Origin of the sequence: Mesorhizobium sp. LjNodule214 (assembly GCF_964252735.1) — a bacterium.
In the GTDB taxonomy this organism is placed as follows: Bacteria; Pseudomonadota; Alphaproteobacteria; order Rhizobiales; family Rhizobiaceae; genus Mesorhizobium.
The window spans coordinates 210,348-235,540 of the sequence record NZ_CAXUPE020000003.1 but is presented as its reverse complement, the minus strand read 5'-3'; the positions used below and the strand labels follow the sequence as shown (position 1 = coordinate 235,540).

Sequence of the window (25,193 nt, the reverse complement as noted above, 5' to 3'; positions counted from 1 at the left end):
GATGGAGGCCCGCCGCGACAAGCGGGGAGCTTGACGTCCCGGTCGCTCAGCTCCGCTTCTCGATCTCGGCGGCGACGGCGGTCGCCTCCATCCCGATTTCCCTGAGCAGGCCGGTGACCGGATTGTGGAAGCCGACCAGATAGAGGCCGAGTTCGGAAGCGTGGGGATTGACGCCGCTTTTGGCCGGCCGCAGCTCCGCCGGCAGGAATTTGTCATAGGCCGGCCGGTAGCCGGTAGCGAGGATGACGGCCTCGAACGCCACCTGCCGCCCGTCGATGACGGAGGCGCCGTGCTCGGTGAAGCCGGCGATGTCTGGCGCTACGCTGATCTTGTCGGACTTGATCGCGGCCACCGTGCCGACATCGATGACCGGGATGCGCCCGGCGTCGACCTGCTTGAGGATGCCCTCTCTCGGCCTGACGATGCCGTATTTCTCGAGCTTGCCCAGCGCAAAGTCGAGAATGATCGGGAACATCCAGTCGTTCACCGCCTGCGGCATCGGCCGGCTGGCAATGCCGACCATCTGGATCGGCACGCCGAACAATTGCCGCGGCACGATATGGACGCCCTTGCGCACCGACAGTGTCGGATGGGCGCCGGACTCGGCAAGGTCGCGCGCGATCTCGGCGCCGGTGTTGCCCATGCCGACGATCAGCACGTTGCGGCCAACAAACGGTGCTGCTTCGGTATAGTCGGCGCTGTGCAGGACCTTGCCCTTGAAAGCCTCGAGGCCAGGCAGGCCGGGAACGATCGGCTCGGCATTGTTGCCGGTGGCGATGACGACGTGGCGTGATGTCAGCCTGTCCGATCCGGTCTCGACGACAAAGCCGCCATTGTCGCGCCGGATCGCCGTCACCGTCTCGCCGAAGCGCGGCCGGAGCTCGAAGCGCTCGGCATAGGCGTCGAGATAGGCGACCATTTTTTCGCGCGGCACGTAGCGCGGATGATCGCGCGGGAACGGCACGAAAGGCAGCGAGGAGAACGACTTCACCGTATGCAGATGCAGCCGCCGGTAGTGGCGGCGCCAGGCCGACGCTACCTCATGGGCCTTTTCGAGAATGATGAAGTCCACCCCCGCCCGCCTCAGGCAGGCGCCGACGGCAAGACCCGCCGGCCCGGCGCCGACAATGACGACATTGGTGTCCAAGCGATTCTCCTCCCGCCAGGCTCGGCTAGGCTATGCTGAGAGGCGCGCGCGGTACAATTGGGGGTGGTGGTGGCCTTCCCTTCTCCCCCTGTGGGAACGGGGCTGCGGCCGCAGCGGTTTGCGGGCTGGGTGTAGTTGCCTCAACTTTCAGCTGAGCTTCGTCAGCCTCGCAGCATCGCGAATAGCCCGCACGGCGTCCGGGTTGGTCACGGGATAGCCAGAGATGAAGCCCTCGACGGAAAAGTCGGGAAACTCGGCACGCAGCCGGGCCACGAATCCGGCCGCCTCGGCGCCCTCACCCGCCGCCGCGTGCGCCAACGCCAGGAACATCAGCACATTGGGGGAATCCGGCGAGCTTCTGCGCAATGCCGCGATGGCTTCCCGGTGCCTGCCGGCGCAGAACAGGACGCGGCCCTGCATGCCGAAATACCAGGGCGGGGCGAGCGGGTTGAGGCGCATGGCGCGCTCGATGAGCGGGATCGCCTCGGCCGGATCGCCGGCGACCAGCGCCTTGCTGCCGGAAAGCAACGCCAGCGTGTCGGCATGGTTGGAGCCGTACTCGTAGGCTCGTTTGTAGGCGCGCTCCGCCGCCTCGAGGTCACCGAAGCATCCCATGAGATCGCCAAGGCAGTTGCAGGCGCAGCTGTCGAACGGGTCGAGCCGGATCGCATTTTCGACCGCCGCGCGCCATTTCTCGATCGATCCCCTGGGATCGCGACCAAAACAGTTGCCGGCTTCGATCGAATAGGCGTAGGCGAGCTCGGTCCAGGCCCTGACCAGGGTCGGGTCGAGCTCCAGCGCGCGCGAAAACAGCCGGATCGCTTCCGCGTTGCCGGCGCGGCTAAAGGTGTTGTGCTGCTCGACGCCCAGCAGATAAAGATCAAAGGCGCGCAGGCTGGCCGGCGGCTTGCGGCGAACCGCGTTGCGCCCGATCGTGGCGATCGCTCCGAAACAACCGGCGAGCACATTGATGACGCTTTCGGTCAGGCTGTCCTGCAGCGCGAAGATGTCCTCGACCGGGCGGTCGTAGCGCTCGCTCCACAGGCTGACGCCATTCCTCGCATCAGCGAGCTCGATGGTCAGCCGGATGCGGGTGTCGTCGGCACGCAGCTGGCCCGACACGATATAGGTGGCGCCCAGCGCCTTGCCGTCGGCCACGAAATCGGCGGGCTTGCTGCCCAGCGACTTCATGGTGTGGAAAGCGATCACCGGTAGATCCGCGTACCGTGCGAGATCAATGCTGATGTCCGACGACAAGCCGTCGGCGAAGCGACGCCAGCGCTCTTCGGAATTCAGGCATTCGATCGGAAATATGGCCAGCACTGGCAGGGCGTCGGGCAAGGGCGACGGCTCGTCCGGCGCTACGCCCGGGGCGCGGTTGATATACGCGGCAAGTGCTACCTTGTTGCGGACGCCGAGCTTTTCATAGATCGCGGCGAGATGGGTGCGCACCGTCGACGGCGCAATGAACAGCGCCTCGCCTATCTCGCGATAGGTCAGGCCTGCCGCAAACTTCTCCGCCACCGCGCGCTCACGCTCGGACAGAGCCGGCAAGGACGGTGAAGACGTAGCCGGTGTCGCGTTGTGGTTCATGCTGGTCCCCTGCCCGCGGACAGGCACATTATCAACGCCTGCCGCAGCAAAATACTACAAATGCAGGACCCAAAACACCGCATCTGGTCGATCCCACCGCAGGCGCACAGGGCGCAAGCTCCCCTTGCAGCAACAGGCTGCAATCAAGGGAGGTTTCCATGCGACGTGTTTCCATAGTGCTGGTATCCGCGATCCTGGGTTTGTCCGCCGCACCGCCGCCGTCTTTCGCAAGCGGGTGCAGGCAATTGGTGGAATCGGACGTGAAAATCGCCAGCATGCGCCTCTATGCCGACATCCTGGCAAGTGCAGCCCGCAATGGCTGGGACTACACGCCTGACGCGATCGTCAGCGGCTCCAAGCGGCATTTCGATGAGATGAAATTCCAGCTGATCGCCGCCGGCTATGAGATCGTTCCCGTCGGCCCCCGACCGCATTGCCCCTCGTTGGAAAAGCTGGCGAGCGACTAGCAACCAGCGATCCATCCCTGCGACAGGCTTTGCCGAGACATCGATATGACGAAGGTGCAGGCTAACTGTCTGCTTCTGCCGCCGAAGACGGGCTGGATCATCTCGACCGTGGCTCAGTCAAGGTCGAGATCGCCAAGCCGTTCTGGCGCCGGTGAGAGCGCGGGCCGAACCGCGATTTCAGCAAAAAATCAGCAGCCTTTCAGGACGCGGAGGTGCCGGTTCGGCGATGCTCACGCAAGACAAAGCCGACGAGCATTGCCCCTGGCGCCCTTGCCGCCAACCTTGGAGGTCGATCATGCATCTAAAGGCTGACGAACCCTTTTCGCCGTCGACCATGGCGCGGGAAGAAATGCACCGGATCCTGTCGACCGGCAGCGTCGAATTCTGCGGCGGCGAGGCCACACAGATGCTGGCCTATCTCGACGGGCTGACGGCGCACGAAGCAGCCATGGCCGAGGCCGGCATGCGATCGGGACCGTGGCAACGCCTTTCGCTTCTCTTTCGCACTTGACCTTGCCGAATTTCTGCCGCTCGGATGATTGCTGCGCAATGACGCGCGGCGATGGTGCAGGGGCTTGGAACTGCGGATCGGCAACTCGGTGCTCGATATCGAGCGCGGCACGCTGCGGCGCGACGGCGAGATTGTGCCGGTCAGACCGAAGACCTTCGAACTGCTCGCCTTCCTGGTGCGCAATCCGGGCCGCGTGCTGAGCAAGGACGAACTGTTCGAGGCGGTGTGGCCGAACACCATCGTCAGCGAGGATTCGCTGACCCAGTGCATTCGCGACGTGCGCAAATGCATCGGCGACGAGACGCAGTCGCTGGTCCTCACGGTGCCCCGGCGCGGCTACATGTTGCAGGCTGCTGAAACCGGCCTTCCCCAACCGCCAGCCGCCGTCGCGGCGGAAGCCCGGCGCGCGGCCGAGCCGATGGTCGCCATCCTGCCGTTTCGCGTCGATCCTGCCGATGCGAAGGCAAGGCCGCTCTTTGACGGCGCGGTCGAGGAGATCACCAACGCGCTCTCCTACTTCAAGACCATCGCGGTGCTGGCGCGGCACTCGGCCTTCGCGCTTGCCGAACATTCCGCGCAGGACATTTCGGCGACCGCCGGGCGTCTCGGCGCGGACTATGTGGCGGAAGGCAGCGTCGAGAGCGCCGAGGATGGCTATAGCGCGCACGTCATGCTCACCGAGACGGCGTCCGGCTGCCGCGTCTGGGCGCAGACATTTTCGTTCAGGACGAGCGAGATCTTCGCCTTTCAGAAAGCGGTGGCACAGCGGATCGCGATGGCGCTGGTCGCCAACATCGAGAGCGCGGCCATGCGGCGCGCACCGCCCGCGCCTGCCGCCAATGTCGAGGCCTATTTCCACATATTGCGCGGCATGGCGCTGCTGCGCAGCTATGGCGAGGGCGTCAACCAGGAGGCGCGCCAGCATTTCCTCAAGGCGCTGGAACGCGATCCGGGCTCGGGGCTGGCACACGCCTATCTTGCGCTCGCCGATGTGATCATCGGCGGCTATGCCGCGGCGCCGCGCGCGGTGCTCGACGAGGCGCGCGACAGGGCGTTGCACGCAACCGCACTCAGCCCCGACGAGGCACGCTGCCACAGGATTCTCGCCGTTACTCTGCTCTACCGGGGTCGCGGCGAATACGTTGCCGCGGAAAAGCATTTCGCGCGCGCGCTCGACCTCAACCCCTATGATGCCGACACACTTGCCCAGACAGGCTTCTTCCAGGTATTGCAAGGCAATAGCGAGGCCGGACTGGCGCTGCTCGATCAGGCCGTCCAACTCAACCCGATGCACCCCGCGTGGTACTATTTCGACCGAGGCGAGGCACTGCTTGTCCTTGGCCGCTATCGGGAAGCAGCGGCCTCCTTTTCCTGCCTGCCGCGCAAGAATGTCTGGCATTGGGCGCGGCTGGCGGCATGCCATGCGCTTGATGGCGACATCGACAGGGCCAGGGCTTGCGTCAGGGAGGGGCGTCAACTGGATCCAGCTTTGACCGTGGAGGATATCGTGACGGACTTTCACATCAGACGTGCGGAGGACGGGGAGCACCTGCACTCCGGCCTCGAACGCGCTGGCTGGAACGATGCGGGCATGGATCCGTGAAGCCGACGCTTTTGCTCTGTCTTCTCTCGGCTTTGCTCCTGTCATCGCCGGCGCGTGCCGACTGGAAACCGGTCGAGAAGGTCGAAAACTATGCGATCACCGGGCAGACCGCGCCCGAACTCTACGCCTCGATTGGCGAGCGCGGACCGCTGATCGGCAAGGACGTCGTCGGCAACAAGGTCCGCGTCATCGCGCACACCAATTTCAAGCTGACCTGGACCAGGGACTACCGGCCCGAGGGCGGTGCCTGCGTCCTCAAAACGGCGCGGCCAAAGCTTATCATCACCTACACGCTGCCCAAGCCCACCGGCCCTCTGCCGGCGGTCGAGAGCAAGGGCTGGGCGGTTTTCATCGCCGGCCTGGCCGCCCACGAAAGGGTGCATGGCGACCAGATCGTCGACATGGTGCGCAAGATCGAGGCGATCAGCGTCGGCCTCACCGTCGCCGGCGACCCCGGCTGCAAGAAGATCCGTACCGAACTGACGAACAGGCTCTCCGAACTCTCACAGGCGCAGCGGCAGGCCAGCCGCGACTTCGACCGCGTCGAATTCGGGCCGGGCGGCAATTTGCAGAGGCTGGTGCTGGCATTTGTGAACGGGGAATAGTGCTTTCGGATTCACCACATGGGCGACGAAGTTAAGCACTTGCCACAGCGCGGGTTTACAGGCTGGTTTGGTAGCGCTACCGTCGCTGAGTCTGTCGCGTGACCAGAGGGGACTGGAGGGCTGTCGCGGCGGGACTGGAGCGGTTTCCTCAGGGGCGTCGGGAAACCGTTGGGAGGAGTCATAAATGGCGTCTGTCGCAATTGGCGAAGTCTATAAGTCATTCGGAACCGTCGAGATCCTGCACGGCGTCAGCGTCGATATAGACGACGGCGAGTTCGTCACGCTGGTCGGGCCGTCGGGTTGCGGAAAATCGACCCTCCTCAGGATGATCGCCGGCCTGGAGAAGATTTCGCGCGGCCAGATCGCGATCGGCGAGCGTGTCGTCAACAACGTCGCGCCCAAGGAACGCGACGTTGCGATGGTGTTCCAGAACTACGCGCTTTACCCGCACATGACGGTCGCCGAGAACATGGCGTTCTCGCTGATGCTCAAGGGTGTCGCGAAAGCGGAGAGCAACGCCGGCGTCCAGCGCGCGGCTGAAATCCTGGGGCTGGTGCCGTTGCTGGCCCGCTATCCGCGCCAGCTTTCCGGCGGCCAGCGCCAGCGTGTCGCCATGGGCCGAGCGATCGTGCGCGATCCCGCGGTTTTCCTGTTCGACGAGCCGCTCTCGAATCTCGACGCCAAGCTGAGGGTCCAGATGCGCGCCGAGATCAAGGAACTGCACCAGCGCCTCAAGACCACGACGGTCTATGTCACCCACGACCAGATCGAGGCCATGACCATGGCCGACAAGATCGTGGTCATGCATGACGGCATCGTCGAGCAGATCGGGCCGCCGCTGGAACTCTACGACCGGCCGAACAATCTGTTCGTCGCCAGTTTCATCGGCTCGCCGGCCATGAACATGCTCAAGGGCGAAATCGCGTTGGACGGCACGCCGTCCTTTCGCGGTGCCGGCGGGATTTCAGTGCCGTTGGCAAGGCTGCCTTCCACCGTCAAGGGCGAACCGGTGGTGCTGGGGATACGGCCCGAGCATCTCAGGCTGTCCGACCAGGGCATTCCCGTCACCGTCGTCGTCGTCGAGCCGACCGGCTCGGAGGTGCAGCTCATCGGCCGCACGCCCGGCGGCGAGGACATCGTCGCGAATTTCCGGGAGCGTCATTCCTTCACGCCGGGCGAGACCGTGCGGCTCACCGCCGAGCCTGGCCTCATCCACCTGTTTCACGGCGAAACCGGGCAGCGACTGGAAACCCGCGCCGGGCAGTAGGACTTATACAGCAAGGAAACATAGAGGAGGAAACGACCATGAAATTCACCAGACGCGACGTGATCCGCACGACCGCCGGCGTGGCGGCGGGAGCCTTGGGAAGCCGGTTCGTCGGTTCGCCCGCCTTCGCCCAGGAGGGGCTGAAGTACAAGCCCGAGGACGGCGCCAAGCTCAGGCTGCTGCGCTGGTCGCCCTTCGTCCAGGGCGACGAGGACCAATGGCTGAAAAACACCAAGCGGTTCACCGAGGCGACGGGCGTCGAGGTCCGCGTCGACAAGGAAAGCTGGGAGGACATTCGCCCCAAGGCGGCGGTGGCCGCCAATGTCGGCTCCGGCCCGGACCTGATGTTCGTCTGGTTCGACGACCCGCACCAGTATCCGGACAAGCTGCACGACGTGACGGAACTGGGTGAACATCTGGGCACAAAATATGGCGGCTGGTACGACGGACCGAAGCAGTATGCGACGCGGGAAGGCAAATTCCTCGGCCTGCCGCTGGCCACCATCGGCAATGCCATCGTCTACCGGGAAAGCTGGGTGAAGGAAGCCGGCTTCTCGGAGTTTCCGAAGGACACGGCAAGCTTCCTCGAGCTTTGCAAGGCGCTGCAGGCGAAGGGCCATCCGGCCGGCTTCACGCATGGCCATGGCGTCGGCGACGGCAACAACTACGCGCATTGGCTGCTATGGAGCCATGGCGGCCAGATGGTCGACGAGAGCGGCAAGGTGACCATCAACAGCCCTGAGACACTGAAGGCGATCGAGTACGCGCAGGCGCTCTACAAGACCTTCATTCCCGGCACCGAAAGCTGGCTCGACGTGAACAACAACCGTGCCTTCCTGGCCGGCGAGCTCGGCGTCATCGCCAATGGCATTTCCGCCTACAACACCGCCAAGACCAACAAGGACAATGATCCGAAGCTGGCTGAAATCGCCAAGGACATCCGCACCACCAACCTGCCGATCGGCCCGGTCGGAAAAGCCGTCGAACTGTTCCAGGTGACCACCGCCGTCATCTTCGACTACACGCCCTACCCCAATGCGGCCAAGGCCTATCTACAGTTCATGTTCGAGGATCCGCAAATGACGGACTGGATCACCTCGTCGGCCGGCTATTGCTGCCAGACGCTCAAGGCGTTCGACAACAATCCGGTCTGGACGGCCGATCCGAACAATGCCGCCTATGCGAAAGCCTCGGCGACGCTGCGTCCCAACGGCTATGCCGGACCGCTCGGCTATGCCTCGGCGGCGACCATGGCCGACTATGTGCTGGTGGACATGTTCGCCAAGGCCGTGACCGGCCAGGCGACACCGCAGGAGGCGATGGAGGAGGCGGAAAAGCGCGCCAACCGCTACTACCGCGTTTGAGCGCACAGCCGAGCCGGGCGGCACGATTGCTGCCCGGTCCGGTTCCTGAAATCGCTTGGCGGCCGCCCGGGCCGACCAAGGAGACCTCCCGAGGAACCTTCCCATGGCCGTGTCGTCCGTCGCCGTCCAGCCGCGTCCGTCGATCCTTTCTCGCCTGTCCGAAAGCCACAACGCGCTTGGCTTCGGCTTCATGCTGCCGGCGGCGGCGCTGCTTTTGGTTTTCCTGACCTATCCGCTCGGGCTCGGCGTCTGGCTCGGCTTCACCGACGCCCGCATCGGCCGCCCCGGCATCTTCATCGGCGTCGAGAACTACGAGTATCTGTGGAGCGACAGCGTCTTCTGGCTCTCCGTCTTCAACACGCTGCTCTACACGATCAGCGCCTCGCTGCTGAAATTCGTGCTCGGCCTCTGGCTGGCGCTCATCCTCAACCAGAACCTGCCGTTCAAGTCGTTCTTCCGAGCGATCGTCCTGCTGCCGTGGGTGGTGCCGACCGTGCTGTCTGCCATCGCCTTCTGGTGGATCTACGATTCGCAATTCTCGATCCTGTCCTGGGCGCTGCAGCAGATGGGCTTGATCGACCACCGCATCAATTTCCTCGGCGACCCGACAAACGCGCGTGCCTCGGTCATCGCGGCCAATGTCTGGCGCGGCATTCCTTTCGTCGCCATCACCTTGCTCGCCGGCCTGCAGACCATACCCCAGTCCCTCTACGAGGCGGCCACGCTCGACGGCGCCAGCCGCTGGCAATTGTTCCGCTATGTGACGCTGCCGCTGCTGACGCCGATCATCGCCATCACCATGACGTTTTCAGTGCTGTTCACCTTCACCGATTTCCAGCTGATCTATGTGCTGACTCGCGGCGGACCGGTGAATGCCACCCACCTGATGGCGACGCTTTCCTTCCAGCGCGGCATTTCGGGAGGCCAGCTTGGCGAGGGCGCCGCGATCGCGGTCGCCATGATCCCGTTCCTGCTGGCGGCGATTCTATTCAGCTATTTCGGCCTGCAACGCCGCAAATGGCAGCAGGGCGGCGGAGACTGACATGGCGGCCACCACAAAGAGAACCAAGCGTTCGGAAATCGACGAAGGCGGCATGGGCTACCTGCAGAGCCTGCCGCGCCGCGTCGTGACGGTCTATCTGCCGTTGCTGGTGTTCGTCATCGTGCTCCTGTTCCCGTTCTACTGGATGACGATCACCGCGGTTAAGCCCAATCTGGAGATGACCGACTATCAGAATTTCAATCCGTTCTGGGTCGTGCATCCGACATTGGAGCACATCCGCTACCTGCTTTTCGAGACGTCCTATCCGGGCTGGCTGCTCAACACGATCATCATCTCGACGGCCGCCACTTTCCTGTCGCTGCTGGCATCGGTGTTTGCCGCCTACGCGATCGAAAGGCTGCGCTTCTCCGGGGCGCGGCAGGTCGGCCTGGCGGTGTTCCTCGCCTATCTGGTGCCGCCGTCGATCCTGTTCATTCCGCTGTCGGTGATGGTGTTCAACCTTGGGCTCTACGACACGCCGTTTGCGCTCATCCTCACCTACCCGACCTTCCTGGTCCCGTTCTGCACGTGGCTCCTGATGGGCTACTTCCGCTCCATTCCGTTCGAGCTGGAAGAATGCGCGCTGATCGACGGGGCGAGCCGGTGGCAGATCCTCACCAAGATCGTGCTGCCACTATCGGTGCCGGGCCTGATTTCCGCCGGCATATTCGCGTTCACCCTGTCCTGGAACGAGTTCATCTATGCGCTGACGTTCATCCAGTCGTCGGAAAACAAGACCGTGCCGGTCGGGGTGCTCACCGAACTGGTCCGCTCCGACGTCTATGAATGGGGGGCGCTGATGGCGGGAGCGCTGATCGGCTCGCTGCCGGTCGTCGTGCTCTATTCCTTCTTCGTCGAGCACTACGTTTCCTCGATGACGGGCGCGGTGAAGGAATAATCCTGCAAGCATGCCGCGCGAACGCGGCGACAATGGCCGCCTTGTGACAAGATCACCGATGGCACGGCCTAGAAATTGATCTCCACCGAAGCGGCGCTGCGCTTCGCCGGTCCATGGAAGACGGCCTCGATGTTGTTGCCGTCCGGGTCGAGCAGGAAAGCGGCGTAGTAGCCGGGGTGGTAGGTACGCTCGCCCGGCGCGCCATTGTCCCGGCCGCCGGCCGCAAGTCCGGCCTTGTGGAAGGCGTCGACCACGGCCCGGTCCTTCGCCTGGAAGGCGAGATGGTGGCGGCCGGTCAGAACTCCGCTTGCCGCGCGGCTGTCGGCGCTGGAGACGAACAACTCGTCGGCCCAGAAGTAATCCTCGGCCTCGCCGCCGACAGGAATGACCAGCACATCGAGGACCGCGTCGTAGAAACGCCGGCTCGCCTTCAGATCGCGCACGACGAGCTGGATGTGGTCGATAAGACGGCCCCGATGGAGCTTCATTGCCCTGACTCCTCCTGATCGCAATGGCTTCAATCTAGGTTAGGATGGCGTCCGGTCAATTCGCAGGACCTGCCGCGTATCGCTGCGGCACAAAACCAGATAAAAAATGCAACCGGATTGTAGGATGGGCGTCCGCCTCAGCGTCCTTCGGACGCAAGCGGCTCGACAAAGGCACGAAAAGCGTCGCGCCGCATCGAACTGATTTCGGGAGCAAATCATGAAGCCTTCCTACCGTTGGGTCATCGTCGCGGCTGGCGCGCTGATGAGCTGTGTCGCCATCGGTGTGATGTTTTCGCTGGCGATCTTCCTGGAGCCGATGGCGCTCGACACGCAGTGGTCACGCGCCGGCATATCGAGCGCGATGACGCTGAATTTTCTGGTTATGGGCCTCGGCGGCTTTGCCTGGGGCGCCATCTACGACCGCGTCGGTGCCCGCCCCGTGGTCTTCGCCGGCACGCTGCTGCTCGGGCTGGCGATGGTGCTGGCCAGCCGCGTTGGCTCGCTGCTGGCGTTTCAGCTCACCTATGGCGTGCTGGTCGGGCTCGCGGCCAGCGCCTTCTTCGCGCCGATGATCGCGCTGACCACGACCTGGTTCGACACCAACCGCAGCCTTGCGGTGTCGCTGGTCTCGGCCGGCATGGGCGTGGCGCCGATGACGATCTCGCCCTTCGCGCGCTGGCTGATCACGGCCTATGACTGGCGCACCGCCATGTTCGACATTGGCGTGATGGCCTGGGTGCTGCTGTTGCCGGTCGCCTTCCTGGTGCGCCAGCCGCCTGTCCCCGCCCCCGGTGACGAGGCTGCCGGTCCCGTTGCCGACGACCCCGGTATGTCGGTCGGCCAGGCGCTGCGCTCGCCGCAGTTCATCGTGCTCGGCCTCACCTTCTTTGCCTGCTGCGCCGCTCACTCCGGACCGATCTTCCACATGGTGAGCTATGCCATGCTGTGCGGCGTCGCGCCGATGGCGGCGGTCACCATCTACAGCGTCGAGGGTCTTGCCGGCCTGGGCGGCAGGCTGCTCTACGGCGTGCTCGCCGACCGCCTCGGCGTCAAGCCGGTGCTGGTCGCCGGGCTGGCGATCCAGGCGGTGGTAATCGCCGGCTATCTCGCCGTCAGGCAGCTCGAGCAGTTCTATGTGCTGGCCGTTATCTTCGGCGCCACCTATGGCGGCGTGATGCCGCTCTACGCGGTGCTGGCGCGCGAATATTTCGGAGGGCGCATCATCGGCACGGTGCTCGGCGCCGCCACCATGCTCTCCAGCCTTGGGATGGCCTTCGGCCCGCTCGCCGGCGGCATGGTGTTCGATGCCTATGCCAGTTATTCCTGGCTGTTCATCGGCTCGGCTCTTGTCGGGCTGGGTGCGGCGGGAATTGCCATCGCCTTCCCGCCTTTGCCGCGCAGGGCAGCGCTGCAGCCGGCGTAAGCCTGTGCCAAAACAATGGCCGCTCGCGGGAGCGGCCATTGTTCCAGGGTTTGTCGCCGATCCCGTTGCGGAACACCACTGAAACCGGCACGATGTGTGGTATTCTGGCCAGGCGCATCGGGAGCCACCGCATTGACCAAAAGCTTGGAAGCCGAAGACGCCAGGGGGTGGTCGAGCCTGCTGGTCGCCGCCGAGAAAGGCGATGCGGAGGCGGTTCAATCCGAGCTGGCGGCCGGCGCGGATATCAACCAGGCGGATGAAGGCGGCTGGTCGGCGCTGCATCTTTCGGCCCTCAATGCTCACACGGCGACGGTCGAAGCCCTGATCGAGCACCCCGAAATCGACGTGAACTCCCGCAACAAATGGAAGAGCACGCCGTTGAGCCTGGCGGCGGCCAAGGGCCATTACGCTTCCATCTCGGCCCTGGTGAAACATCGCGCAATCGACATCAACGCACGCGCCGACTATTACGGCCGCACGGCACTGATCGAAGCCGCCAAGAACGGGCATCTGGACATCGTGAAGCTGCTCGTGGAGCATGGCGCCGACGTCAATCTGATGGACAAGACGGGGCGCAACAATGCGCTGATCGAGGCCATCAAGGGACGGCATTTCGACATCGCCGAATATCTGCTTGAGACCAGGAAGGTGAACTTCCTCAACCGCGATATGCGACTGAACGCCATGATCTGGGCGGGAAGCTGCCACAACCCTCGCTTCATCGAAAGACTGGAAGCCGCGATCCGCAGTTTCTTCGACGGCAAGTGAGCGCGAGGCAGAGCCGCTGCGCCACACCTATCCCATCGCGACAGATCGTCCAGCCTAGGTAGGCGACAAAGCGATCCCTTCTACAGCCAGGATGCGTGTCCTGGCACTGCGAAAGCGGATCTCCTTCAAGCGCTCGTATTCCGGCGAGTCATACCAGGCCGAAAGCGACGCCATGTCGGGAAACTCGATGATGACGAGGCGGTGCGGGTGCCAGTCGCCCTCGAACACCTTGGTCGCGCCGCCGCGCGCGAGATAGCGTCCGCCGTAGCGCTCCTCGGTCGCCGGAACCTCACGCCTGTATTGTTCGAATACGGCCGCGTCGGTGACATCGACATCGGCAATCAGATAGGCCGCCATCGGCGTTCTCCCTCTCAAATCGTCTTCCACATTTTCAGGATCGGAACCGGCGCGCCGCCGCTGTCGTCGAAAGTCTTTTCGCCCGGCTGGTAGCCGCAGGCCCGATAGAGCGGCTCCCCGGCCATTGTCGCCCCAAGCTCGACACGGCGAAAGCCCTCCTCTTTTGCAGCGCTCTCGCAAATGGCGAGGATCAGGCGGCCAATGCCGCGCCGGACGAAATCGGGATGGGTATACATGGCCCTGACGCGCGCCGCGTCCTTGGCCGGATCGAGCAATGCCACATTGCGTCCGTTCGACTGATCGCCACCATACAGCGTTGCGCGCCGGCTCCAGCCACCGCAGCCAGCAAGAGCCCCGCTGCAGGTCACGACAAAATAGGTTCCATCATCGATGAGCTGCGTGTCCAGGCCCATGATCGCACGGCTGGATTCGATCTGGGCGTCGTCGAGGAAGGGTTTCTGCAGCTCGGCAATCGCCAGCGCCGTCAGCGCCGAAATCCCCGCGATGTCGTCGCGTGTTGCTGTCCGGTACTGCAACTCCTGGCCAACCATCTGGGAAATCCCATGGGCCGTTGGATAGGGCGGTAGCATATTAGAATTTGCTCATATTTAAAACCTCAAACGCCGCGCGGCCTCACATCCCTTTCGACCACCCAGCGGTGCTTGCCGATCTGGCCGGCGCGCCGAAAACCTTGCTGCTCGAACATGGCCAGCGTGCCGTTGTGCAGGAAGGCGCCGGCGACCGAACGCCCTTCTGCATCCTCGGGATAACTTTCCACCGTACCGCCTCCCAGGCGGGCGATTTCGACCAACGCGCCGGCAAGTGCGGCCGACGCCACCCCCTTGCCGCGATACGACTTGTCGGAAAAGAAGCAGGTGATGCGCCAGTCCGGAAGCATGGTCAGCCCTTCCTCATAGGCGCGGCGGTGTTTTATGCGCGGCAGTTCCTGCGTCGGGCCGAACTGGCACCAGCCGACGCAGGCCGGCCCGTCGAAAACCAGGGCGGCATGGGCGCGGCCTTCGCGCACCAGGGCCTCCTTTGCGGCACGGTTCCCCGCCGCGCCGGTGCTCTTGGCGTGGAAGGCCATGCACCAGCAGCCGCCCCAGACGCCATTGTGCCGTTCGACCAGCGCGGCGAAGCCCGGCCAGGTGGTTGCGTCGAGAGGTTTTGTGCTAAAGCCCATCGTCACCTCCTCAGCGACGAAGATAACCGATCTGGCGCAACTTTGAAGCGAGGCGTCACAGATGCGATCTCCCCCACGTGTGGAGATCGGCAGCGCCCTCAGTTCCTGAGCGCGATGGTGGCGGCCGCGCCGCCCATGCAGACGGCGGCGCCGCGGTTGAACAGGCGCGTGGCACGCGGCGACTGCAAGGTGTGGCGGGTCCTCGCCCCGGCAATGGCGAACGGGAACTGCACCGCCGTCAGGATGATCGCGGTAACGGCTAGCAGAACAGGCACGTCGAGCGGCGACAGCGCGCCGATGTCGACAACCGTCGGCAGGATGGCAATGTAGAACAGCACGGATTTGGGATTGCCGAGCGTGACCAGGATGCCTGAGACGAACGCGCTTTTGCCACCGCCGGCCTTGCCAGCGTCAGCCACATTGAAGGTCTCGCCCGAGGTCCAGAACTGCACCGCCAGATAGCAGAGATAGGCGACACCCGCCCATTTGATGGCAATCAGCAGAAAGCTGAAAGTCTCGGCGATGACGGCCAGGCCGGCGAGCACGGCGGCGAGATAAAGCACGTCGCCCAGCACCATGCCGGCGATCATCCAGGCCGCCTGCCGGTAGCCGCTTTTCAGCGCCTGCGCGACGATGGCGACAATCTGCGGACCCGGAATGATGGCAGCGATCGCCAGCGCGCCGGAATAGGCGGCAAAGCCCGACAATGTCATTCTTGTCTGCCTTTCGATGACCAGAGGCGAAACCGGAAGCACCGACAATCGGAGCGCGGGACGGCCCTGTCAACCAGTGCCGGAGCGCGATGCCGCGCGGGCGGCGTCGTCGCGGGGCAGCCGCTCGTCGGAGATGAGCACCACCGGGCAGCGGCAGCGCTGCAGCACGTCGCTCGTCGTCTCGCCGAACATCAGCTCCTCGCCCGGGCGCCGCGCCACGCCCATGACGATCAACGCCACCCCCCTGCCGGCCTGGCGGGCAATGGCATCGGCGGCGGCGGCCCTGCTGCGGATGGCGGTCTCGACTTCGACGCCGTAGCGGTCGGCAAGCGCGACAATGTCCTTCAGCACCGCCTCCCTGCGGCGATGCGAGACGGCGTCGCGCGGCTCGTCGCGGCCGACCCGCGCAACATAGAGCATCTTGACCGGCGCGCCGGTGACGGCGGCAACGGCAAGCGCCAGCTCGGCGCCACGGCGGGCGACCGACGTGCCGTTGACCGGCACCAGGATCCGGCCCGACTCGGGGCCGAGCCTCGGCATCTGCCGGCCGGCGGCGGCGGGTTTCAGCACCAGGCAGAGCGGACCGTCGAAGGCGCCGGCGATCTCGTCGATGCGGCGGGTGAAACCGCCCTTGGCGGTGAGTGCGCGGCCGAGCCCGACAATCAGCATGCCGTAACCCTTGCGCGCCTCCTTCGCCACGGTCTCGGCCGAAACGGGCGTGCCATGCCGGCGGGTGACGGGAGCCCTGGCGGCGGGCGGCTCGTCGGCCACCTTCGCCGCCTCGCGGTTGTCCTCGGCGCCCTTCTCGATCTCCTCCAGATTCGGCTCCGCTCCCGGCTCGGCCTCGTTCTCGCCGCCGGCATGCAGCACCGTCATCGGCTTGCCGGCGCCGATCACGCCGGCCATGTAGGCGGCGAAGCGGCCGACGACACCTTCGTCGGCCACCACCAGCAGCCGCTCCAGATTGGCGACGAAGCCGCGCTGGTCGATCTCCTCGCGCTCCAGCCTTTTCTTCTCGGCGTCGCCGATCGACAGCCGGCCAAGCGCCCAGCGCAGCGTGGGCGGCATAGCCAGCGTGGTGACAACGGCCATGGTGACGATCATGGTGAAGAGGTTGTGCGAGAGCACGCCGACCGACAGGCCGATCGAGGCGACGATGACCTCGGTCGAGCCGCGCGCATTCATGCCGCAGCCCACCGCGATCGCCTCACGAAACGGCATGCCGGCCAACTCCGCACCGATGAAGGCGCCGGCGAATTTGCCGAGGCTGGCAATTGCAACCAGCGCCACGGTGAGCAGCGCAAGCTGCGGATCGAGGAGCACGGTGAGGTCCGCCGACAGGCCAGCGACGCCGAAGAAGACCGGCATGAACAGCGCCGTGATGACGCCGCGCAGCTGGCCTTCGATGTGGCGCGACAGGATCGGCGACTCGCCGACAAGGATGCCGGCGACGAAAGCGCCGAGTACGGTGTGGACGCCGATCAGGTCGGTGATCAAGGCCATCGCGCCCATGATGGCGAGGATGACGGTGACGACGGCGTATTCGCTGCTGAAGCTGTCGTTGGTCCAGCGGATGGCGTCGAAGACGATGCGGCGGCCAAGGGTGAAGGAAAAGGCCATGAAGGCGGCGACGCCGGCAAGCGTAAAGGCGAGGCTGCCGAGCTCGATGCGGCCCTTGGTCGCGATGCCGATGGTGATGGCGATGATGACCCAGCCGATCGTGTCCTCGATGATCGCCGAGGAGACGATGATCTGGCCGAGGTCGCGGCGCATGAAGTTCATCTCGCGCACCACCATGGCGACGATCTTGACCGAAGAGATGGAGAGCGCGGTGCCGAGGAAGAGGCCGGCGACGACGCGCTCGCTGCCTTCGGCGAGCAGCGAGGCCGGCATGGCCTGTGCCGCCGCGAAGCCGAGCACGAAGGGGATCGCTACGCCGGCGGCGGAGATGGAAAAGCACGCGCGGCCGACCCTGCGCACCAGTCTGAGGTCGGTCTCCATGCCGGTGAGCAGGAGCAGCATCAACACGCCGAGCTGGGCGATGGCGTTGATCATGCTCTTTTGCGAGGCGTCGCCGGAGAAGATCGCCCGCTCCGCCTCCGGCCACAGCCAGCCGAGCAGCGAAGGCCCGAGCAAGATGCCGCCGATGAGCTGGCCCATGACGGCCGGCTGGCCGATGCGTTCGAGCAGCTCGCCGAGACCGCGCCCGACGACCAGCAGGAGGATGATCTCGAGAACGAAGATGCCTTCGCTCGAGATTATGACGCTGGATGGGCCAGTCTTTTCCGCCGGCCAGGCCGCAGCCGGGGCCAGGAACAGGGCCGCTGCCGCGATCCCGAGTGGCCAGCGCCATTTGTGCAGGAACGAAAGAATCATGCACCCCTCATTCTGTCGGAAACAACGGTTGCAGGCGACATCGGTTGCACAGGTTGCTCGCCGTGCAGCGCGTCGGGCGACCTCAGGACAATTCGATTCAAATGCGGCTGTGGATGTTTGCTTTCGGGTAAAGCGAGTCGCGCATGTTCGTTGCACGGCGGGCAATAAGGAGAAGCTAATGAAAAGCGACTTTGCTGCCGCTCGCCTGCATCTGGAGCGGGCCTGTCACTATCTGCGCGGCGACGACGAAACGAGCAGCGAGGCCCTTTCGGCGCTCGACCTGTTGATCGAGGCGATCGTTGCCGCCCAGTACACACGGCCGGCGGCGGAAGTGGTGGATTTTCCACGGTCGGCAAGGCTGCGGTAGTCCCGCGAAGCCTGGGCCGACGATACGGTCGGTGACCGGGCACTCCCAAGGCTGTCCCACACGGCTACAAGCGACATGGCAGAGACAGGGAGGCCGCTTCGGGCGGAAGCGGCCTCGGCATGCTGTCGGACGGCGGGTCGGCAATCACCCATCTTTGATCGCTCGTGAAAACGCTGCGGGACAGGCTTCGGGCCTGGTCGCCGTTAGTACGTTAATAAGCATTTGGTAATAAAACACCGACAATGAAATACAGGCTCGATCCAGCACATAGGACGCCGGCATTCCCGGCGGATTCGTGCCATGCGCATTAGAAGCCAGATCATCCTCAGCATGGTGAGCGCCGCGGCCCTGATCGGGCTGGTTGGCGGCGTCGCCATCTTCACGCAGATCGCGGCGACCAAATATCTGGGACTGACCGAAGCAACCAATGTCGCCCAGGAACTGGCCGACACGATTGTCTTCAAATCATCCGACGGGACGCCTTCGCTGTTCGAGCGACCTGACGCGCTCAAGCAATTCATGCAGCACCAGCATCGCCGCCTGCACCGGGATTTCCTGGTCCTCGACCGCAACAAGATCATCGTCGCCCATGCCGCCGACGAAGAGCACCATGTCGGCGGCAAATTCGAGCACGACCCCGGCAACGAAATCGGCCAGACGCTGGAAGACGGCATCCCGCGCAGGTTTGTCGACCCGGAGGAAGTCATCGCCATACTGGCCGTGCCGATCGAATATCCCGCCGATACGATCATCGGCGCCGTGCTGCTGGAATATGACCCCGTCCTGCATGCCGCCGAACAGCGCACCAACAGCCTGCTCTGGCTGGTTGGCCTCAGCGCGGCGGCGGCCGTGCTGGTCGCGGTGGGGTTTGCATGGATGCTGCTCAGCCGTTTCGGCGCCGGCCTCAACGACATGATACGCGGCATGGAAGCGCTGGCGAAAGGCAATGCCATGACGCGCATCAGCCATGCCCGCAAGGATGAATTCGGGCAGCTGGCCGATGGGTTCAACACGATGGCGGACCAGCTTGCATCGGCGCGGGCGCATGTCGAGGATATCGTCGAGACGGCGGCCGAAGGCATCGCGGTGCTGGACGGCGACGGCCGTATCGCCAGCGCCAATCCGGCGGCGGCAACGATGGTCGGACGGCGCGCCGACAAGATCGTCGGGCAGCAATGGGATGCGGTGCTGACGGTGCGCGACCCGAGAGGCGGTGCGTTCGCGGCCGGTGCTTCTCCCGTCGAAATGGCTTTGGCCACCGGCCGCCAGCACCAGGGCGAGGTGCGCCTGACCAAATCGGACGGTTCGCATCTGCCTGTGATCGCCAGTTGCAGTCCGCTAAGCCGATCCGGCGGCGGTCTGGTCCTCACGCTCAACGACATCAGCGAGTTGCGCCGCGCCGAAGGGGTCGTCAACGAGCGTGCCGATCAGCTGGCAATCCTCAACCGCGAGCTGCACGAGAAGTCGGAAACCACGACCCGCCTGGTGAAGCTTGGCGAGCTGTTGCAGGCCTGCGTCACCTTCCCGGAAGCCTTCGCAGTGGTCGGCACCGCCATGACCGAATTCCTGGGCGGCTTGAGCGGAACCGTGCATTTGACCAGCGCCTCGCGCAACCTGGTCGAGGAGATGGCGCATTGGGGCGACGTCCGGTCGAGCGTCACCCAGTTTGCCCCGGAGGATTGCTGGGCGCTGCGCCGCGGCCAGGAGCATGTCGCCGGCCCTGGCATGCTGACGCCGCGCTGCGCCCATATCACCGAGAACGGCAAGAAGGGCTACGTCTGCATGCCGCTGGCGGCGCAAGGCGAGACGCTGGGAATCCTGCATCTGTGCGAGCCGAATGCGGCCGACAAGCCGCAATGGCTGGCTGAAAGGCAGCAGATCCTGCGCGGTGTCGTCGACACGCTGGCATTGGCGCTGGCCAATCTGCGCCTGCGCGAGACGCTGCGGCAGCAGTCGATCCGCGATCCGAACACCGGCCTGTTCAACCGGCGCTATCTCGAGGAAACCAGCAGCCGCGAACTGCGCCGGATGGAGCGCTCGGCGCAGCCGCTGACGATCCTCATGCTCGACGTGAATCATTTCAAGCAGTTCAACGACACGTTCGGCCACGAGGCCGGCGACCTTGTGCTGAAGCAGGTCGCCGCCACATTGATCGAGCACGCCAGGGACAGTGACGTCGTGTCCCGCTATGGCGGTGAGGAATTCGCCATCGTCATGCCGGGATGTTCGCTCGAGGAAGGTGCCGAGCGGGCAGAAACACTGCGCCAGGCCATCAGGCAGCTTCACCTGACGCATCGCGGCCGCACGCTGGGCACCGTGACGGTTTCTTTCGGGGTCGCCGCCTACCCCGAGCATGGAGCCGGCTGGGCCGAGATCACCAATGCCGCCGATCATGCGCTGTACGATGCCAAGGGCGAAGGACGCGACCGGGTCGTCGTCGCCAAGAGCGGCTCCCCCGGTGAGCGGCCTTCGATCCAGCTGGTATCGGCCGCGAAAGCGGGGGCGGACCTCAAGGGCTGAAGGACGCGCAACGCGAACGCGCCAGCTCGGTCTAGAGCCAGAACAGCCAGATCAGCCAAGCCGCCAAGGCCAGCACGACAGGCTTGGAATATCAATCTTGCGAACCCGGGTCTGGGCAGTTGTAGCGGTAGGATGGCGTGATGGTGGCATCGCGACGGCTCTCGAACATGAATGTGCGCAATTCGACCGTCACGAGCCGCAATCCATTCGTATCCTCAGGACGAACAAAGAAAATACTGGCGTCGATAGCCACAGTGAACACAGCTGAACATCCGATCAAGCGCTCGCTCGTCTTCTTCCTGGTGCCCGATTTCACCATGGTCGCCTTTGCGACCGCGCTGGAGCCGATCCGGATCGCCAACCGGATGCTCGGCTACGAAGCCTACAAGTGGCGGCTAGCCAGTATCGACGGGCAGCCCGTGTCCGCTTCGAACGGCGTGTTGTGTGCCGTAAACACGTCGTTGGAGGACGAGCGGCGTAAGATGGCTGGCCCCGACAGGCTATCGATGGTCATCGTCTGCACCGGCATCAACATCGAACGTTATTCGAACAAGTCGGCCTTTGCCTGGTTGCGCGAGGAACATAATCGCGGCGTTGCGATCGGCGGCCTCTGCACCGGTGCGCATGTGCTGGCGGCTGCCGGATTGCTCTCGGGCAAACGCTGCGCCATCCACTGGGAAAACCTGCCGGGCTTCGCCGAGGCATTTCCGGAGGCCAACGTTTTTGCCGACCTTTTTGAGGTCGACCAGAATATTTATACATGCGCCGGCGGCACGGCTGCCCTCGACATGATGTTGAAGCTGATCGGCGATGATTTCGACGATTCTCTGGTCAGGCACGTATGTGAGCAGGTGCTGACCGATCGAGTACGCAGCCCGAGCGATCGCCAGCGGCTTCCTCTGCGAGCACGGCTCGGCATTCAGAACTCCAAGGTGCTGACAATCATAGAACTTATGGATGCCAATCCGTCCGAACCGATATCGATTGGTGATATTGCCGACCAAGTCGGACTGTCGCGACGGCAGATCGAGCGTCTGTTCCACGTCGAGATGGGTCGCTCCCCCGCCCGCTATTATTTGGATATCCGCCTTGAGCGCGCGCGGAATCTGCTGATCCAGTCATCCTTGCCCATAGTCGAAGTGGCCGCCACGTGCGGCTTCGTTTCGGCGTCGCATTTTTCAAAATGCTACCGCGAGCTCTACGCACATACGCCGCAGCAGGAACGACTGGACAGGAAACACCCCGCCGCGGCATAAACGTCACCAGTTTTGTGACTTTCACGGCCAGTTAGCCAAGCAGTTTGCGCGTCCATGAATGTCGCGCCGCGCAAGCACAGCGACCAAATCCGGCTGACTCGACACAGGCTTCGCAAAGCACGTTTAGCCGCTCCGCAGCATGCACGGCTTGTTGCGATACCTGATACCCGCTTCTGATTGGGGAGGCTTGCCTTGCCCGGGTAGGCTTAGCCCTACCCGAGATCTACCGGGCTCCCTACTCACCCGCCGGCTTCTCCTATCCCCTCTGCTTGCCCTTTCTACCCTCATGGGTGTGGTAGGAGAGCGCCAAATCCGACACTTCCAAAACGACGCCAATTGCAGAAGCTCCAAGTGCGCCGTGCGCGACCTTGGCCTCGCAAGAGGTCGGTCTTTGTCGTCCAAGGGGAAGTTTTCACGAAATAGTTACGAAATAGATCTGGGAGGTCAAGCATGTCGACTGCAAGCAGACTACGAGGCGTAGACCCAGCGGTATTCTGGCCGGCCATAGCGATAACGGCCGCGTTCATCTCATGGGGAGCGGTGGCTCCGGATAGTCTCGCCTCAGTCACCCAAGCTATTCTTTCGGCGATCATCAACGGTTTCGGATGGGGCTTTGTTGTCTCGACCGCGTTATTCCTGGTCTTTGCCGGGTTCCTAGCGGTCAGCCGTTTCGGCAAGATCAGGCTTGGGGCCGATGGCGAACTTCCCGAATTCCGGACGGTTTCGTGGGTATGCATGATGTTCAGCGTCGGCATGGGCATCGGCCTGATGTTCTGGGGCGTTGCCGAGCCAGTCTTCCATTTTGGCGCACCGCCTCACGGGCTGGCGGCCGCGCAAACCAAGGAAGCTGCGCTGGTCGCGATGAAATATTCCTATTTTCATTGGGCGCTGCACCCTTGGGCGATCTATGCCATTGTCGGTCTGGCGATTGCCTACTTCACCCACCGCAAGGGCTTGCCAATCCTGATCTCGAGCGCATTCACACCCTTGCTCGGCAACGCGGTCAACGGGCCGATCGGCAAGACGATCGATATTCTCGCCGTCATCGCCACACTATTCGGCACGGCGACATCGCTCGGCCTTGGCGCACAGCAGATCAACAGCGGGCTGAATTTTCTCTGGGGAACCGGCGAAGGGACAGCCATTGCCCTTACGATCATCGCGGTGCTGTCGGTGCTGTTCATCCTTTCGGCGGTGTCCGGGGTGGGCAAGGGCGTTCAGTTCCTGAGCAACATGAACATGGTGGTCGCCGCCGCGTTGCTGCTGTTCCTGGCCGTCGTCGGTCCGACTATCTTTATCCTCAACACCTTCACCGAAGCGCTTGGCGACTACCTGGCCGATCTCGTCACCATGTCGTTCCGCACCGCTGCCTTCAGCGACGGCAAATGGCTGGGCAGCTGGACGATCTTCTACTGGGCCTGGTGGGTTTCGTGGGCGCCTTTCGTCGGCGTCTTCATTGCGCGCATCTCCAAGGGGCGGACGATCCGCGAGTTCATCACCGGCGTTCTGCTCATTCCGAGCGGCGTGACCTTCCTCTGGTTCACCATCATGGGCGGCACCGCGCTGCACTCCGAACTGATGGGGGTCGGCGGTCTTGTCGAGGCGGTCAACAATCAGGGTGCTGCCATCTCGCTGTTTGCTTTGCTCGAACAATATCCAGCAACTGCGCTCACCTCGTTCGTCGCGATCTTCCTGGTCGCCATCTTCTTCATCTCGGGAGCGGATGCCGCCTCGATCGTGATGGGCATGCTGTCGTCTCGCGGCACGCTCGAGCCCGCGCGCATCGTCGTCGTCCTCTGGGGCGTCCTTGCGGGAGCGTCGGCCTGCGTGTTGCTGGTGATGGGAGGCCTGGAGGGCCTGCAGACCGCGTCGATCATCGCCGCAGCACCCTTCCTCGTCGTGATGCTCGGGCTGTGCATCTCGCTGTGGATGGCGCTGCTGGACGACCTCGAAGGACGGCGCGAACCCGGCTCTCCCCTGCCCGAAGCCTCGCTTCTGACCGCAGCAGTCGCGGCAGAGTAGGCTACGGTCCGCCATCCAGGCGGCCAACAAACCGCACCTGAGAATCGAACTTCAGGTGCAGTTGGCCGGTAGTCGCCCCGCCGCGATCGTCGCTCCTCATCGCCGCCGGCAGCGCGACAAGGATCAAGCCAGAACCAAAATCCAACTGAGCGCTCGAAGGGAGCCAAGATGATAACCGACCCGCAAGTTTGGCTCAGCGGCGGCGAGCCGCGTTCAGGCGTTCTGGAACTGACCATCAGAGAAGGCTGTTCTCACAGCCATGCCAATGGCATAATGGGCTCAGGGCCTACGCTTTCTTTGTTCATGGCCCCCCGTCCTGGGTGACCGGCGAAACCCACCCCCGCCCCCCGATCGTCGGTCACCTACTTTTCCACGCCAGACATTCTGAGCCGCGCTGGAACGTTTCAGCCGACCGCGCGTTATGGTCTTTGGGATGTGGCCGGTGTCTTTTCGGCCGGCCACTGCGTTCGGGAGGCGCATGGCAGGGGATGTCCCAGGTCCAGACCGTGAAATCCACCGAGGCGGCAGCAGCGCCGCGGGCGTCGGATGCGTTCGCGATGAAGCTCACCTCATCGGAACTGGCAACGACGATGTCGCATTTCCATCGCGCCGAAATCGGCCGCATGGCTGGCTGGCGTGACAGGCTCGACCGGACCAGCAACTGGGCGATCACGGTTGTCGCCGCGATGCTGTCGGTATCGCTGTCGACGCCAAGTGCCCATCACGGCGTGCTGCTCTTCGCCATGCTTTTGATTACGCTGCTGTTGTGGATCGAGGCGCGGCGCTATCGCTTTTTCGACGTCTACCGGGCCAGGGTGCGCCAGTTCGAGCGCTACTACTTCGCGCAGATCTTCTCGCCGCAGCCGGATTACGCCTCAAACTGGCTGGCCATCGTCGGCGAAGGCCTGCGCTCGCCACGCTTCCTGATCTCGCAGCGGGCGGCGCTGGTGCGGCGGCTGCGCCGCAATTACATCTTCATGTACACGATCCTGATGCTGGCCTGGGTGCTGAAGATCACGACGCCCAGCCTGCAACGCGAAGGGTCCCCAATCGGTTTCGGCGCCTCGTTCCTCGACGCGATGCGGGTAGCATCGCTCGGTCCGGTGTCCGGCATCGTCGTCGCGTGCATCGTGGGGTTCTGCTATGCCGCCATGCTCGCCGCGGCCTTCCTCCTCAGCAGCGAGGAAGGCGAACTTTCGCACGGCACCGTGCATGTCTGAGCA

At 64.0% G+C, this 25,193-nt stretch carries 23 protein-coding genes; 15 read left to right on the top strand and 8 right to left on the bottom strand.

The features are described 5' to 3' along the window. Positions 1 to 46 precede the first annotated feature (46 nt). Together ACSQ3Z_RS26260 and ACSQ3Z_RS26255 are read right to left on the bottom strand one after the other, a co-directional pair. Positions 47 to 1,147, bottom strand: a complete 1,101-nt coding sequence (locus tag ACSQ3Z_RS26260) for a flavin-containing monooxygenase (protein ID WP_436174209.1) — start codon at positions 1,145 to 1,147, stop codon at positions 47 to 49. A 147-nt stretch (positions 1,148 to 1,294) separates the two neighbouring features. Then, complete coding sequence (locus ACSQ3Z_RS26255; protein WP_436174208.1) at positions 1,295 to 2,740, bottom strand: LuxR C-terminal-related transcriptional regulator; 1,446 nt, start codon at positions 2,738 to 2,740, stop codon at positions 1,295 to 1,297. Positions 2,741 to 3,000: 260 nt separating this feature from the next. On the opposite strand from ACSQ3Z_RS26255, the gene ACSQ3Z_RS26250 reads away from it, so the two are divergent. From ACSQ3Z_RS26250 to ACSQ3Z_RS26215, 8 genes are all read left to right on the top strand, one after another. After that, positions 3,001 to 3,207 (top strand): hypothetical protein, encoded by a 207-nt coding sequence (locus ACSQ3Z_RS26250; RefSeq protein WP_436174207.1) that lies wholly within the window; start codon positions 3,001 to 3,003, stop codon positions 3,205 to 3,207. Positions 3,208 to 3,502: 295 nt separating this feature from the next. Next, positions 3,503 to 3,718 (top strand): hypothetical protein, encoded by a 216-nt coding sequence (locus tag ACSQ3Z_RS26245; protein ID WP_436174206.1) that lies wholly within the window; start codon positions 3,503 to 3,505, stop codon positions 3,716 to 3,718. 64 nt (positions 3,719 to 3,782) lie between these two features. Next, positions 3,783 to 5,321 carry a winged helix-turn-helix domain-containing tetratricopeptide repeat protein gene (locus tag ACSQ3Z_RS26240; RefSeq protein WP_436174205.1) on the top strand — a complete coding sequence of 513 codons (1,539 nt, stop codon included), beginning with the start codon at positions 3,783 to 3,785 and terminating at the stop codon, positions 5,319 to 5,321. Further along, entirely contained in the window at positions 5,318 to 5,926 is a 609-nt protein-coding gene (locus ACSQ3Z_RS26235; RefSeq protein WP_436174204.1) for a DUF922 domain-containing Zn-dependent protease, read from the top strand. Before ACSQ3Z_RS26240 ends, ACSQ3Z_RS26235 begins: the two co-directional genes overlap by 4 nt. 184 nt (positions 5,927 to 6,110) lie before the next feature. Further along, positions 6,111 to 7,193, top strand: coding sequence for an ABC transporter ATP-binding protein (locus ACSQ3Z_RS26230; protein WP_436174203.1), 1,083 nt, complete (start codon positions 6,111 to 6,113; stop codon positions 7,191 to 7,193). Positions 7,194 to 7,231: 38 nt separating this feature from the next. Further along, positions 7,232 to 8,557 carry an ABC transporter substrate-binding protein gene (locus ACSQ3Z_RS26225; RefSeq protein ID WP_436174202.1) on the top strand — a complete coding sequence of 442 codons (1,326 nt, stop codon included), beginning with the start codon at positions 7,232 to 7,234 and terminating at the stop codon, positions 8,555 to 8,557. A 190-nt stretch (positions 8,558 to 8,747) separates the two neighbouring features. After that, complete coding sequence (locus tag ACSQ3Z_RS26220; protein WP_436175146.1) at positions 8,748 to 9,599, top strand: carbohydrate ABC transporter permease; 852 nt, start codon at positions 8,748 to 8,750, stop codon at positions 9,597 to 9,599. A 1-nt stretch (position 9,600) separates the two neighbouring features. Continuing rightward, positions 9,601 to 10,497, top strand: a complete 897-nt coding sequence (locus ACSQ3Z_RS26215) for a carbohydrate ABC transporter permease (RefSeq protein WP_436174201.1) — start codon at positions 9,601 to 9,603, stop codon at positions 10,495 to 10,497. A gap of 68 nt (positions 10,498 to 10,565) precedes the next feature. Here ACSQ3Z_RS26215 and ACSQ3Z_RS26210 read toward each other — a convergent pair whose 3' ends face one another. Then, complete coding sequence (locus tag ACSQ3Z_RS26210) at positions 10,566 to 10,985, bottom strand: VOC family protein (RefSeq protein ID WP_436174200.1); 420 nt, start codon at positions 10,983 to 10,985, stop codon at positions 10,566 to 10,568. 217 nt (positions 10,986 to 11,202) lie between these two features. On the opposite strand from ACSQ3Z_RS26210, the gene ACSQ3Z_RS26205 reads away from it, so the two are divergent. Continuing rightward, on the top strand, positions 11,203 to 12,408 hold the full coding sequence (locus tag ACSQ3Z_RS26205) for an MFS transporter (RefSeq protein ID WP_436174199.1): 1,206 nt from the start codon (positions 11,203 to 11,205) through the stop codon (positions 12,406 to 12,408). Positions 12,409 to 12,540: 132 nt separating this feature from the next. Beyond that, positions 12,541 to 13,176 (top strand): ankyrin repeat domain-containing protein, encoded by a 636-nt coding sequence (locus ACSQ3Z_RS26200; protein ID WP_436174198.1) that lies wholly within the window; start codon positions 12,541 to 12,543, stop codon positions 13,174 to 13,176. Between the two features lie 54 nt (positions 13,177 to 13,230). Here ACSQ3Z_RS26200 and ACSQ3Z_RS26195 read toward each other — a convergent pair whose 3' ends face one another. The 5 genes from ACSQ3Z_RS26195 to ACSQ3Z_RS26175 form a co-directional block, all read right to left on the bottom strand. Beyond that, positions 13,231 to 13,533, bottom strand: a complete 303-nt coding sequence (locus ACSQ3Z_RS26195) for a DUF1330 domain-containing protein (RefSeq protein WP_436174197.1) — start codon at positions 13,531 to 13,533, stop codon at positions 13,231 to 13,233. 14 nt (positions 13,534 to 13,547) lie between these two features. Continuing rightward, positions 13,548 to 14,084 (bottom strand): GNAT family N-acetyltransferase, encoded by a 537-nt coding sequence (locus ACSQ3Z_RS26190; RefSeq protein WP_436174196.1) that lies wholly within the window; start codon positions 14,082 to 14,084, stop codon positions 13,548 to 13,550. Between the two features lie 65 nt (positions 14,085 to 14,149). After that, a complete protein-coding gene (locus tag ACSQ3Z_RS26185) occupies positions 14,150 to 14,716 on the bottom strand; it encodes a hypothetical protein (protein WP_436174195.1) in 567 nt (188 codons plus the stop codon). A gap of 98 nt (positions 14,717 to 14,814) precedes the next feature. Further along, positions 14,815 to 15,429: a LysE family translocator gene (locus tag ACSQ3Z_RS26180; protein ID WP_436174194.1), complete on the bottom strand. Its 615-nt coding sequence runs from the start codon at positions 15,427 to 15,429 to the stop codon at positions 14,815 to 14,817. A 69-nt stretch (positions 15,430 to 15,498) separates the two neighbouring features. Next, positions 15,499 to 17,805 carry a cation:proton antiporter domain-containing protein gene (locus tag ACSQ3Z_RS26175; protein WP_436174193.1) on the bottom strand — a complete coding sequence of 769 codons (2,307 nt, stop codon included), beginning with the start codon at positions 17,803 to 17,805 and terminating at the stop codon, positions 15,499 to 15,501. A 178-nt stretch (positions 17,806 to 17,983) separates the two neighbouring features. Between ACSQ3Z_RS26175 and ACSQ3Z_RS26170 the strand changes: the two genes are divergently transcribed. From ACSQ3Z_RS26170 to ACSQ3Z_RS26150, 5 genes are all read left to right on the top strand, one after another. Beyond that, on the top strand, positions 17,984 to 18,172 hold the full coding sequence (locus ACSQ3Z_RS26170; RefSeq protein ID WP_192181579.1) for a hypothetical protein: 189 nt from the start codon (positions 17,984 to 17,986) through the stop codon (positions 18,170 to 18,172). A gap of 300 nt (positions 18,173 to 18,472) precedes the next feature. Continuing rightward, positions 18,473 to 20,692 (top strand): diguanylate cyclase, encoded by a 2,220-nt coding sequence (locus ACSQ3Z_RS26165; protein ID WP_436174192.1) that lies wholly within the window; start codon positions 18,473 to 18,475, stop codon positions 20,690 to 20,692. A 254-nt stretch (positions 20,693 to 20,946) separates the two neighbouring features. Beyond that, complete coding sequence (locus ACSQ3Z_RS26160) at positions 20,947 to 21,948, top strand: GlxA family transcriptional regulator (protein ID WP_436175145.1); 1,002 nt, start codon at positions 20,947 to 20,949, stop codon at positions 21,946 to 21,948. A gap of 450 nt (positions 21,949 to 22,398) precedes the next feature. Next, positions 22,399 to 23,970, top strand: a complete 1,572-nt coding sequence (locus ACSQ3Z_RS26155; protein WP_436174191.1) for a BCCT family transporter — start codon at positions 22,399 to 22,401, stop codon at positions 23,968 to 23,970. A 488-nt stretch (positions 23,971 to 24,458) separates the two neighbouring features. After that, on the top strand, positions 24,459 to 25,190 hold the full coding sequence (locus tag ACSQ3Z_RS26150) for a DUF2270 domain-containing protein (protein WP_436174190.1): 732 nt from the start codon (positions 24,459 to 24,461) through the stop codon (positions 25,188 to 25,190). Positions 25,191 to 25,193 lie beyond the last annotated feature (3 nt).